Raw genomic sequence first — 11,700 nt, 5'->3', positions numbered from 1 at the left:
GCGGAGTTGGTCAGGTTCAGGCGTTCGGCGGCGGCGGTGAAGCTGCCGGCATCGGCGGTGGCGACAAACGCTTCCAGGCCTTTGAGGCGTTCGGAGGGATGCATGAAGCAATCAATTCTGGAAATGGGGTCCAGAGTGTATGGAAAATTCTCCCGAGATAGGAATTTTGTTCACAGCTAAGCTCGCGGAAACCCTGAGACCCCCCTGTGACCACGCACCCCGCCCTCTCGCCCTCCTCTGCCGCGCCCCGCGCGACAAGCTTCTTGGCAATTGCCATTTTGGCAACCGCTGCCTTCATTCTGGTGACCACCGAATTCCTGATTGTCGGCCTGCTGCCCGCGCTGGCCGCCGACCTGTCGATCTCGATCTCGCAAGCCGGGCTGCTGGTCACGCTGTTTGCCTTCACGGTCATGCTGTGCGGGCCGCTGCTCACGGCCTGGCTCGCGCACATCGAGCGCAAGCGGCTGTTTGTCGCCATCCTGCTGATCTTCGCGGGCGCGAACGCCCTGGCCGCGCTGGCGCCCAACCTCTGGGTGCTGGCGCTGGCGCGCTTCATCCCGGCGCTCGCGTTGCCCGTGTTTTGGGGCACGGCCAGCGAAACCGCGGCCCAGCTCGCGGGGCCGCAGCGCGCCGGCCGGGCCGTGTCGTCGGTCTATCTGGGCATTTCGGCGGCCATGCTGTTTGGCATTCCGCTGGGCACGCTGGCAGCGCAGGCCGTGGGCTGGCGCGTGGCGTTCTGGGCGCTGGCCGCGCTGTCGCTGCTGGTGGCCCTGCTGCTGCAGTGGGGCATGCCGGCGCTGCGCTCGCCGCAGCGCCTGCGCCTGGGCGAGCAGCTGCGCATCCTGCGCGATCCGCTGTTTGTCGCCAATGTGGCGCTGTCGGTGCTGGTGTTCACCGCGATGTTCACCGCCTACACCTATCTTGCCGATACGCTGGAGAGCGCCGCGGGCGTGCCCAAGGCGCAGGTGGGCTGGTGGCTGATGGGCTTTGGCGCGGTCGGCTTGCTTGGCAACTGGCTGGGCGGCCGCTGGGCCGACCACCGACCGCTGGCCGTGACCGCGCTGTGCAGCGTGCTGCTGGCCCTGGGCATGGCCTGGAGCATGGCCGCCGTGGACAACCGATTCTGGCTGGGCATGGCGCTGGCGCTCTGGGGCGTGGCCAACACCGCGCTGTATCCCATCTGCCAGATCCGCGTGATGAAGGCCGCATCGCATGCCCAGGCCCTGGCCGGCACGCTCAATGTTTCGGCCGCGAATGCCGGCATCGGCCTGGGCGCCATGGTCGGCGCGCTGGCCATCCCCGCCTGGGGCACTAGCAGCGTAGGTTATGTCGCGGCGGCGATCGCGCTGGGCGCCGCGGCGGCGGCGTTCTTCCTTGCCCGGCTTGGCGCGCGGCTTCGCCGCGGCAGGGGGCTGGCCCGCGCGCAGATCACGGCCACAACCGCTCCTTAGACCAAGACGCGTCTGGCGCGCGGCGATAGCGCAGCCGCACATGCCGGCGCTGCTCGTTGCCCTGCCAGAACTCGATCTCCCGGGGCCTGACCGCATAGACGACCCAGCTGTCCGGCAGCACATCAGGCTGCTGCTCGAGGCGGCGCAGCTGGCGCGCCAGCCCGTCTTCCAGCTCCTGCGGCGACTCAAGCACATCGCTTTGCCGGCCCAGCAGCGCGCCGGCGCGCGATCCCAGCGGGCGCGCCAGAAAATCCGCGCTGCTGGTCTGCTCACCCATGTCGTGCGCCGTTCCGCGGATGCGCACCTGCCGGCCCAGCGCGGGCCAGTAGAAGGTCAGCGCCACCTGCGGAGAATCGCTGATCTGGCGGCCCTTGGGGCTGGCACGGCTGATCGCGAAATGCCAGCCGTGCTCATCGACGTTCTTCAGAATCAGCACGCGCGCATCGGGACAGCCGTCGCCATCCACCGTGGACAGCGTCATCGCATGGGGCTCGCGTATGCCGGCATCGATTGCCGCCTGCAGCCATTGCGCGAACAGCGGCTCGGGCTGCGCGGGCGCCTGCGCCGTGTCAAACGGCACATAGGGACCGGGAAGGGAGGGGAGGCTTCTGAGCAGTTCTTTCATATCGGTCATGTTTTCATCTTTCGTTGACAGCGCCAGCGCAGGACGCAGGCTTTCAGCCGCCATGGGGCGGAACGCGGAAGTTCTCCAGGATGCGTTTTTCCGCGCGTGCCAGAACGTCCAGCGCGCGCTGCCACCCGTTGCGCAGGCGGGCTGCGGGCCCCTGCGGTGGTGGTGCGGCGCTGGCATCGGTGCATTGGTTTTGATCGGGCATGGCGCTATGCTCGCGCCCCACCTGACCTCTGTAAAGTTGAATTGAATGACGCTTGAATTCATAATTCCTGATGCGTAATTTGAACCTCGACCAACTGCAGACCCTCATTGCCATTGCCGATCTGGGCACCTTTGCCGCCGCCGCCCAGGCCCTGCATCTGGCACCGCCCACCGTGAGCCTGCATATCAAGGAGCTGGAATCGCGCATGCAGGCGGCCTTGCTGATCCGCGGCCGAAGGCATGCGGAACTGACGCTGGCCGGCGACGCGCTGGTGAGCGAAGGGCGCAAGCTGCTTGCCGCCAGCGACGACTTGATCGACCTGGTGCAGCGCCGCGCCATGGGCCTTGAAGGGCTGGTGAAAGTGGGCGTCTCGGCCGGCGTCAGCACGCGCTTGCTGCCGCTGATGCTCGAAGCGCTGACGCAGCGCAGCCCGGGCGTGGAAGTCAAGCTTGAAGCCGTGGGCTCGGCCGAAGCCATGCAGCGCCTCAGGGCCGCAACGCTCGATATCGCCATCGTCGCCAGTCCGCAGCCGGCGGTGGCGAACATCCGGCTGATCCCCTGGCGCAACGATCCCATGGTGGTGCTGCTGCCCTCCTCCTGGGACGCGCCCGAGCTGGTCACGCCCGAATGGCTGGCCGGCCGGCGCTGGGCGTCGTTTGCGCCGGCAACGCAGATGCACGGCCTGATTGCCGCTTGGTTCGGCCAGGCGGGTTTCAACCCGCGCCCCTTTCTGACGCTGAGCTACCCTGGCGCGCTCAAGAGCCTGGCCGCGGCCAGCCAGAGCGCGGCCATACTGCCGCTGGAGGAAGTCAAGGACCAGCGCAATGCCGCCGATGTGCAGATACGCCATCTTTCGCCGCAACTGATGCGGCCCATGGCCGTCGCGCACCGCTACTTGCAGGCTCCGAATCTGGCGGTGGACAGCGTGCTGCAGGTGCTCGCGGAGTTTGCCAGCTGAGCGCGCCGGCAGGCGTGGCTAGAGGGTGATGGTGCCCGTCAGATAGCGCACGCAATGTCCGGCCACTTCGACGCTGGACGCGGTGACTTCGCAAAACAGCGTTCCGCTGCGCCGCGACGCCTGGTGCGCGACCAGTTCATTGCGGCCCAGCCTGACGGCCCAGTAAGGCGCCAGCGCCGCATGGATGGAGCCCGTGACCGGATCCTCGTCGCCCCCGTTGGCCGGCCAGAAATAGCGGCTGACGAAATCATGGAACGCACCCGCAGCCGCGGGCCCTGTGACCACCACGTCCAGCGGGCCCAGCGTCTTGAGCCGCTGCAGATCGGGCGTGACGGCGCGCACCTCGGCCTCGGTTTCGTACACCGCCATATAGGCCTGCTGGTTCACGAGCCAGGCCGATGGCGCCGGGCTCAGGCCTTCAAGCAGCGCGGCCGGCGGCTCGTCAAGCACCCGGGCATCGCGGCGCGGGAAGCTCATGCGTATGCGGCCGCCGGGCTCCCGCGTGGCGCTGACCTGGCCCACGGCCGCGGCCCAGAATGCAATGACGCCGCGCGCCGGATCGGCCTCGAACAGCACAAACGCGCTGGCCAGCGTCGCATGGCCGCAGAACGCAATCTCCTTGAGCGGCGAGAACCAGCGGATCTCGAATGCAGAACGCTCGGCGCTCCAGACCAGGAATGCGGTTTCGGACAGATTGTTCTCGGCAGCAATGGATTGCAGCAAAGGGTCGGCCAGCCATGCCTGCAGCAAGACCACCGCGGCCTGGTTGCCCTTGAATCGTTCCGAGGTGAAGGCGTCAATGATGTGCAGGGGAAGTTGCATGGCAAGTGGGGGGTATTGCATCAATGGGCGGTTTTCAACAGGAGGTATGGACTGTTCTTTTCATGCTCTATCGCCTCGATGTAATCACCGCCTCCGATCCGTTGGGTGTGCAAATAGTCAATCAGATAGGGCTTGCTTGCGGCGGCGTCGCAGGCATCGCGCAGCACCCTGACTGTTGCCAAGCCTTGATCGACCGCAGGACCGAATGACAATGGCGTCAATTGAGTAAACAGATCGCTGTAATTGGACGAGACCGCTTCCGAGACAAGCAGGGCATACCGCAACTCATTGGTCCGAATGCGGCAGTCGATGCGAACACTGTTGCAGAGCATCAGCATCTGCGTCATTTGCCAAAATACATCTGCGTCCATTGACCCGCTGGTGTTGACCATGTGATCGATCTCGCCGCTGAAGAAGGCGGCTTGGTCAGCCAGCCCAGCGGCGACCTCCGAATACTCAGTCAGAGGATGGGACAGGGCCGCTGCCTGCTGCGCGCGCTGCAAGAGACTTTTGGTGAGATGCAGCTGCCTGCGCAGATCTCGGTGGCCCAAGCTCTCGAATCCAGACCGTATGCTTTGACCCACATGCTCCATGCGCCGCTCCAGCGAGGTGAAACGCTTGTTCATGTGGTAGAAGCCCGCAACGCTGACCCCGACGCCAACCAGCGAAACACCCAAGGTCGCAACCTGCAGTGATTGCAGCATGCCCATCATCGCCTGGAGCTGGTTGATTTTCACGCCGGTGTAGATGCTCGCTCCGGCATTGAGCACATCAGCCGTCATGGAAATGGGCGCAAAAGGGCCGGAAGCCAAATTGGACAGAACCGACTGTGCTACGCCCGTTTCCTGCACATGTCGAACGATTTGTCCCGTCACCGAGTCTTTCAGAATCGTCCCGTATCGAACCAGCTCGCCTGAAGCGACGCGGCCCAAAAGCTCCGCCGAAATCTCGAAGGGTATGGTGCTCATCATGATGTCTTTGTCTCCAACAGCTTTCTTGAAAGATGCATCCCTTGATCGCGAAAGTGCTCGGCTATTCCGGCAGGTCCGAGCATCAATGTCTGTATTCGCGACAAGATCAGGTTCTTTTTCGAAAACTTGAAGCCAATGTCATGGAGGCTGGCGCACTCTGCATTCAGTCTGCAGGTGTCAAAAACCAGCTCGACCTTGGCAAAATGATCCCATTTCTGAGCAATTGCATTGAGCTTGTTCTCTTCTTTGCGCAGGACTGCAATCAACGGCAGACGCACGATGCGAACAAAACTGTCCTGCAAGATTTCATCCGAAGGTCGAGCAAGCACTTTCCTGAGCAGGCTCACATTGTCGAGATCGGCCTGCATCTGCTGAATGAAGCAATCCTCCAACCGCGCAACGGTGAGCGTTACGGCGGCGTGAAAGTTATCGCGCCAATCAAGCACTTCGCGCCTGAATGCCAAATCAGGCAGCTTGTTGAAATCGACCAGGGAGGCGACGGGCGTGTCCACCGAAGCAAGCACTGGCTCAAGCCAAGACTCTTTTGGCTCTTTCGGCCCCCCCATTCCCTGCTCGGCAGGAAAGAACGATTTGAGGAATGCGGCGGTCTTGGTCCACATCCCTTCGGGCGTTGGCACGTTATCCAAGGAGTTCGTTGACTCTCTAGGCGTTGGTAAATCGTTCATTTGGACTCTGTAAATCGATAGGCCCAGGATGGAAAAAGGGGTAGCAAAATCAACGGCATTCGGCACCTGTCAACGCGCATGGCTGGTCACCAGTAGCAGATATGTCTGCATGACGCTCTCGGTTGAAAAAATCCAGCACCCTCCTCTTCATGTGCGCGCTTTCCGTTGCTCGGCAAAGTCGGCATCGCGGCCTGACGCCGAGCCATTCGAATAGCTGGAAAGCTGATCAAGCAACTGTTCCTGCCAATCCTCGGGAGACAGGATTCGCACACTCGGTATCCAGTACCTGACAATGGGCAATATCTGATTGGCATGCCCCACTATGGTTTCGACCGTCAGCGCACCGTCCGCTGCTTCACTGACGATCTTCTGGTGGGGAATCAATTGTCGGCGTTTGAAGTACTCCGCGGCTGCAGGCGCCACGGCCAAAAGCACTTTTTGGGGCTGCGGTGAATGCCATATGCCTTCCTCGGTTTGAATGGCCGCCTCTACGCTGGCATCACGCGAAAAATCCTGGGCCTGCACCTGAACAGACCTGATTTTTCCGACACCGAAGGTCTTGATCCTGCCGTCATGCACCGCTGCCAGATACCAAATGCCTTTGGTGTTGAGCAAGCGGTAGGGCTGGACGTCAAGGTAGGTTTTGGTCTGACCGTCCTTGAACAAATCGAGATGGAGCACCCGATTCTGAATGACGGCTTTTTCCAATTGACTGAATACACCGACGTGGGTGGACAGGTCCTCGTAATGATGACCACGCACCAACCATGGCGCCTGAACCGGCTGGCCCAGCAAGTCTTTCAGGAAGTCCCGGTCCATCGATGGAAACAATCCTCTGACTCCGGCCAGCGCAGCGAAACGTTCAATATCGCTGAATTTCAGCTTGCCAAGGTAGGCGGCTTCGAGGTGATACCTCCCCCTTGTTTTAAGCAGGGGCAAGTACACCAGGCGCACTTTGAGGTCACGTTGGATGGTGCGAACATGTGTGCCAAATTCCTCGGCCAATTCAGCGGGGTCGAGGTGATCGCCCTGGTTCAGTTTGATCAAGATCTGTGAGAGTCGATAGGCGATGGTGTCGTGCTGCCCCTGCGCCATGGGCAACTGCTCTTGCTGGACTCCCGGTGTGGCCTCTGATAGACCCCAGATATTGTTATTCATTTCAGCCATACATGATGCCTGTCATTGCTTGGCAGAAGCGCCTGGATTTTTCTTGCGCAGCCAGAACCAGGCTGCAGCAACTGCTACGATCAACAGCACGATCAGGAGCAGCTTGATCACCATAGCCAATATGCCGACGGTTGCAGACAAGACACCGAATTTTGTCAACATCCAGACAAGAAAAAACCCAAAAATAGCGATCCAGAACATCTGCAACCTTCAGCGAGCCAATCGAAGTTGTAGTGTGCTGGCCGGGTTGGACAGGTCGTGTCGTTTTTGACAGCGGGTGGGCACGGATAAGAAATTTGCACGCTTACCGCGCCTTGCCTGGCTCAGGCGCAACGGCCCACTGCTTCAGCGCCACCAGCCAGTGCATCAGCACCCAAGCGCATGCAGCAGGCTTGACTCGGTCAGGTCATTTGCCTGGCCCCATCCCACAAGCGCATGACCTGGTCAATGGCGGCGACCAGCACCGCCGCATCCACGCCGTCCCTTGCCGAGATGGAGACCCCCGACAGGAAACTGTCAAACACCGCAGCCAGGGCCAGGGCGCTGGTGTCCGGGCGCAGCTCGCCGCTGGCGATGCCGCGCTGCACACACTCGACAAACCCCGCCCGGGTGCGTGCCCGCGATGCATCCAGCGCGCGTGCCACGTCCGCACTGGCCACGGATGGCGCGCTCAGCGCCCCCAAGGCCACCATGCAGCCGCGCGGATGGCCTGGCTCGCACTGCATGGCGACGGACTGGCGCAGCGCCGTCTCTATGGCCACCCTGGGCGTCAGTGACGCATCCTGCAACGGCGCCGTGACACGCCCGTGCGTGGACAGATAGCGCGTCACGCATTCCTGGAAAAGCGCTTCCTTGGAACCGAAGGCGGAATAGAAGCTGGGCGCGGAAATGCCGCCGCCCAGGCCCTCCTTGAGCTGCGCCAGCGAAGTCGCATCGTAGCCATGCTCCCAGAACAGGTGCATGGCTTCGGTAATGGCCCGGTCTCGGTCAAACGTGCGCGGGCGTCCCATCTGGGCCATGTGGCATCTCCTGAAAACATCGTTCAATACTAATCGGTACAAAAGTCGTTGACAAGCCGATTTGCCTGCGACTACATTTGTACCGATCGTTATATATGTAGGATTTTCCATGGATTCCAACCGCCTGTCACCTTCCGTCCCCTGCGCCCTGCCGGCGCAGCAACCTGCGGCAGGCCTGCCTGTCGCCGCGCTCCTGGCCCTGGCCATGACCGGCTTCATCTGCATCGTGACCGAGACCCTGCCCGCGGGATTGCTGCCCCAGGTCGGCCTGGGCCTGGGCATCTCGCAGGCCATGGCCGGCCAGATGGTCACCGCCTACGCCTTGGGCTCGGTGATTGCCGCCATTCCCTTGACCATTGCCACCCAGCGCTGGCAGCGCCGCAACGCCTTGCTGCTGTCCATCGTTGGCTTTCTCCTGTTCAACACCGTTACCGCGCTGTCCTCGCATGTGGCGTTGACGCTGCTGGCACGGTTCTTCGCGGGTGCGTCCGCCGGACTTGCCTGGAGCCTGCTGGCGTCCTATGCACGCCGCATGGTCCTGCCGCACCAGCAAGGCAAGGCGCTGGCGCTTGCCATGCTGGGCACTCCCATTGCCTTGTCGCTGGGGGTGCCGCTGGGCACATGGATGGGCGCGCTGGTCGGATGGCGCAGCGCCTTCGGCATCATGTCGGGCCTGACTGTGGTCCTGATCGTCTGGGTGCTGACCCAGGTGCCGAACTACCCCGGCCAATCCGCAGCGCAGCGTCTGCCGCTGCGCAAGGTGCTCGCGACACCGGGCGTGCGAGAGGTACTGGCAGTGGTGCTTGCCTGGATGCTGGCCCACAACATCCTCTACACCTATGTCGCGCCTTTTGTCGCCCAGGCCGGCCTGGGCGAACGCGTGGACCTGGTGCTGCTGGTGTTCGGCGCGGCGGCGCTGCTGGGCATAGCCATCACCGGAAAGACCGTGGATCGCCATCTGCGCCGTTCGGTGCTGGTCAGTCTGGCGGCGTTTGGCGCCGTGGGCCTGGTGTTCGCCGGCTGGGCTCACGTGCCCCTGGCGATTTACCTCGGCGTGGCCGCATGGGGTGTGAGCTTTGGCGGCGCGGCCACCTTGCTGCAGACCGCATTGGCCGACGCCGCAGGCGACGGCGCCGATGTGGCGCTGTCGATGAATGTGGTGGTGTGGAACAGCGCCATTGCCGCGGCCGGAATGCTGGGCGGCGTCCTGCTGAGCAGCTGGGGACCGAAGGCGTTTCCCTGGGCCCTGGTCTGCCTGGCGATGGTGGCGTGGGCAATTGCCAAGTCTGCCCGCCGCCATGGATTTCCGGGCGCAGCGCGCAGCGGCAACGCGGCCGCAACCGGGCATTGAACACCTCGTTGCCCAACTGCCTGCAGCCGGCGCAAGCACCGGCCCCCAGCGCCAGCAGCAAAGCCCCAGCCCGACTCAATCGGCCTGGCTTGCCAACGGGCCCACATGCTGGCGCACCGCTTCCATCAGCAGCGTCGCCAGCCGGCTTGCCGGCGCCTCGGAGTGCGCCTGGGCGCGGTAAAGCACCAGCGAGATCTGCGGCAGCGCGGGCAGCGACAGCACGCCGCGATCAAGCGTGCGCACCTGCGCGGGCAGCCCGAAAGGCGTGCGCACCGTCAGGCCCAGTCCGGCCGACGTCGCGGCCCAGAGCGCGGCCAGGCTGGCGCTGCCGAAGGCGCGGCGCCAGGGCAGTCCGGCGCGGTCCAGCGCGCTGGTGACGATCTCGCGCAGCGGGCATGGTGCGTCGAGCATGACCAGCGGCAGCGGCTCCTTGCTTGCGGGTTTGCGGCTGCCGGGGGCGCGGTGCTCGCGCTCGCTCCACCAGGGGGCGTCGACGCGCTCGGGCGCGCTCGGGCCTATCCACAGCAGCGGCAGCCGCGCCACGCGCTCGGCGTAGGGCGACAGCGGCTGGTCGCCCGCGTCCCAGGCCAAGGCCAGATCGAGCTGACCGAGTTCCAGGCGCTCGCGCAGCTCGCTGCTGCGCGCCACACAGGCTTCGATGCGCACCTTGGGATGGGCGCGCGCAAAGCGCCCGAGCACCGCGGGCAGCAGCGTCTCGCCGAAGTCTTCCTGCAGGCCCAGCCGCACCCAGCCCTGCAGGTCGGCGCCGCGCAGGGCCGCGCCGGCTTCGTCGTTGAGCTCCAGCATGCGGTGCGCGTAGGCCAGCAGGGTTTCGCCGGCATCGGTCAGCGCCAGCCCCCGGCCCTGCTTGCGGAACAGCGCCGTGCCGGCCTGCGACTCGAGCTTCTTGAGCTGGGCGCTCACGGCCGAGGTCGAGCGGCCCAGCTTGTCGGCCGCGCGCGCATAGCTGCCCAGCGCCATGCCGGTGGAAAACGTGCGCAGCACGTCGAGATCGAACATCACCTGGCTCATTTGCGGGTCCTGTTGACAGTCCTGTTTTTCAGGATGATAGGTCAATTACTTTCTGATTTTCAAAACCATTGAAACGCCGGAGACTGCGATGCACCATGAATCCATCGACTTCTTCTTCGCCGTATCCACCCCGCCACCGCTGGAAAGTGCTGGCCGCGGGAGTTGCCGCCAACGCGGCGTTCTCCGTGGCCTTCAGCGGCATTCCCATGACTGCGGTGCTGATGCGCACCGGCTACCAGCTTGACAATGCCACGCTGGGCCTGGTGCTGGGCCTGATGGGCCTGGGCATCGCCGTGAGCGAGCTGCCCTGGGGCATGCTGACCGACCGCTGGGGCGACCGGCCCGTGCTGCTCACCGGCCTGGGCGGCACCGCGCTGGCGCTGCTGGCCATGGCGCTGTGGGCGGCGCCGAGCGCGCGCCAGGTTCCCGGCCTGGGAATGCTGGCCTCCGGGCTGCTGCTGGTCGGGCTGCTCGGCGGCAGCGTGAACGGCGCCAGCGGCCGGGCGGTGATGACCTGGTTTGACGCCAGCGAGCGCGGGCTGGCGATGAGCCTGCGCCAGACCGCCGTGCCGCTGGGCGGCGCCATCGGTGCGCTGGCGCTGCCGTTTGTCGCGCTGCACTGGGGCTTTGCGGCGCTCTACTGCCTGCTGGCGGCGCTGTGCGCGCTGGGCGCGCTGCTGGCCTGGGCCTGGGTGCACGAGCCTGCAGCGAGCGCGCCGCGCGCCGGCGCCGGCGCCCAGGCTGCCTCGCAGGGCGGACCGCTGCGCGACGCGCGCGTCTGGCGCATCGTGCTGGGCATAGGCATTCTGTGCGCGCCGCAGTTTGCCGTGCTGTCCTTTGGCACCGTCTTCCTGCACGACTTCGGCCATGTGGGCCTGGGGCTGGTCACGGCCACCATGGTCTTCACCCAGATCGGCGCCATGGTGATGCGCGTGTGGAGCGGCCGCTGGACCGACCGCCGGCGCAATCGGCCGGCCTATCTGCGCGCCTGCAGCCTGCTGAGCGCCGGCCTGTTTGCCGCGCTCGCGGCGCTGGTGCTGGCTGCCGGCAGCCAGGCCGCCGACGCATGGGCGCTGCGCACCGCGCTGGTCGTGCTGCTGGGCCTGAGCGGGGTCTGCGTCTCGGCCTGGCATGGCGTCGCCTACACCGAACTGGCCACCTTGGCGGGCGCGGCGCGCGCCGGCACCGCGCTGGGCATGGCCAACACCAGCGTGTTCCTGGTGTGCTTTGTCACGCCCTTTTCCATTCCGCATCTGCTCACGCTGCAGGGCTGGACCCTGGTGTGGCTGGCCGCCAGCGCCTGCGCGCTGGTGGCGCTGCCGCTGCTGGTGCCGGCTGCCGTGGACGGCTATCCAAAGCTTGAAGCCAAGGCGGTGGGCCGGTCCACGTAAAGGGATGGGGTGGCGC

At 64.8% G+C, this 11,700-nt stretch carries 14 protein-coding genes; 4 read left to right on the top strand and 10 right to left on the bottom strand.

Annotated features, from left to right (window positions below):
* A partial coding sequence (locus RR928_RS13480; RefSeq protein ID WP_332682904.1) for a helix-turn-helix domain-containing protein occupies positions 1-104 on the bottom strand: 104 nt, incomplete at its 3' end.
* A gap of 102 nt (positions 105-206) precedes the next feature.
* Between RR928_RS13480 and RR928_RS13475 the strand changes: the two genes are divergently transcribed.
* Positions 207-1,451, top strand: a complete 1,245-nt coding sequence (locus tag RR928_RS13475; protein WP_442881917.1) for an MFS transporter — start codon at positions 207-209, stop codon at positions 1,449-1,451.
* On the opposite strand, the gene pdxH is transcribed toward RR928_RS13475, so the two are convergent.
* Positions 1,429-2,085, bottom strand: a complete 657-nt coding sequence (gene pdxH, locus RR928_RS13470) for a pyridoxamine 5'-phosphate oxidase (RefSeq protein WP_332682894.1) — start codon at positions 2,083-2,085, stop codon at positions 1,429-1,431. The two genes, RR928_RS13475 and pdxH, sit on opposite strands and share 23 nt — an antisense overlap.
* 43 nt (positions 2,086-2,128) lie before the next feature.
* Positions 2,129-2,287, bottom strand: coding sequence for a hypothetical protein (locus RR928_RS13465; protein ID WP_332682892.1), 159 nt, complete (start codon positions 2,285-2,287; stop codon positions 2,129-2,131).
* A gap of 70 nt (positions 2,288-2,357) precedes the next feature.
* Here RR928_RS13465 and RR928_RS13460 point away from each other — a divergent pair, with 70 nt between their 5' ends.
* The gene (locus RR928_RS13460; protein ID WP_332537739.1) at positions 2,358-3,245 is read left to right on the top strand and encodes a LysR family transcriptional regulator; all 888 of its coding nucleotides are present in this window, start codon (positions 2,358-2,360) and stop codon (positions 3,243-3,245) included.
* Positions 3,246-3,263: 18 nt separating this feature from the next.
* On the opposite strand, the gene RR928_RS13455 is transcribed toward RR928_RS13460, so the two are convergent.
* From RR928_RS13455 to RR928_RS13430, 6 genes are all read right to left on the bottom strand, one after another.
* Positions 3,264-4,067: a PhzF family phenazine biosynthesis protein gene (locus tag RR928_RS13455; protein WP_332537738.1), complete on the bottom strand. Its 804-nt coding sequence runs from the start codon at positions 4,065-4,067 to the stop codon at positions 3,264-3,266.
* Between the two features lie 20 nt (positions 4,068-4,087).
* Positions 4,088-5,038: a hypothetical protein gene (locus RR928_RS13450; RefSeq protein ID WP_332537737.1), complete on the bottom strand. Its 951-nt coding sequence runs from the start codon at positions 5,036-5,038 to the stop codon at positions 4,088-4,090.
* Entirely contained in the window at positions 5,035-5,724 is a 690-nt protein-coding gene (locus RR928_RS13445; RefSeq protein WP_332537736.1) for a hypothetical protein, read from the bottom strand. The genes RR928_RS13450 and RR928_RS13445 overlap by 4 nt, the downstream gene beginning before the upstream one ends.
* Before the next feature lie 147 nt (positions 5,725-5,871).
* Positions 5,872-6,882 (bottom strand): helix-turn-helix transcriptional regulator, encoded by a 1,011-nt coding sequence (locus RR928_RS13440; RefSeq protein WP_332537735.1) that lies wholly within the window; start codon positions 6,880-6,882, stop codon positions 5,872-5,874.
* Between the two features lie 21 nt (positions 6,883-6,903).
* Positions 6,904-7,092 (bottom strand): hypothetical protein, encoded by a 189-nt coding sequence (locus RR928_RS13435; RefSeq protein ID WP_332537734.1) that lies wholly within the window; start codon positions 7,090-7,092, stop codon positions 6,904-6,906.
* 200 nt (positions 7,093-7,292) lie between these two features.
* Positions 7,293-7,910 carry a TetR/AcrR family transcriptional regulator gene (locus tag RR928_RS13430; protein ID WP_332537733.1) on the bottom strand — a complete coding sequence of 206 codons (618 nt, stop codon included), beginning with the start codon at positions 7,908-7,910 and terminating at the stop codon, positions 7,293-7,295.
* Between the two features lie 109 nt (positions 7,911-8,019).
* Between RR928_RS13430 and RR928_RS13425 the strand changes: the two genes are divergently transcribed.
* Entirely contained in the window at positions 8,020-9,261 is a 1,242-nt protein-coding gene (locus RR928_RS13425) for an MFS transporter (RefSeq protein ID WP_442881916.1), read from the top strand.
* A 75-nt stretch (positions 9,262-9,336) separates the two neighbouring features.
* On the opposite strand, the gene RR928_RS13420 is transcribed toward RR928_RS13425, so the two are convergent.
* Positions 9,337-10,293 carry a LysR substrate-binding domain-containing protein gene (locus RR928_RS13420; RefSeq protein WP_332548497.1) on the bottom strand — a complete coding sequence of 319 codons (957 nt, stop codon included), beginning with the start codon at positions 10,291-10,293 and terminating at the stop codon, positions 9,337-9,339.
* A 95-nt stretch (positions 10,294-10,388) separates the two neighbouring features.
* On the opposite strand from RR928_RS13420, the gene RR928_RS13415 reads away from it, so the two are divergent.
* A complete protein-coding gene (locus RR928_RS13415) occupies positions 10,389-11,684 on the top strand; it encodes an MFS transporter (protein ID WP_332682887.1) in 1,296 nt (431 codons plus the stop codon).
* The last annotated feature ends 16 nt before the right edge of the window (positions 11,685-11,700 follow it).

The sequence above is a fragment of the Comamonas sp. genome, assembly GCF_036666375.1.
Classification (GTDB): Bacteria; Pseudomonadota; Gammaproteobacteria; order Burkholderiales; family Burkholderiaceae_C; genus Comamonas.
The sequence above is the reverse complement of the archived record's forward strand: the minus strand, read 5'-3'. Positions and strand labels throughout refer to the sequence as shown.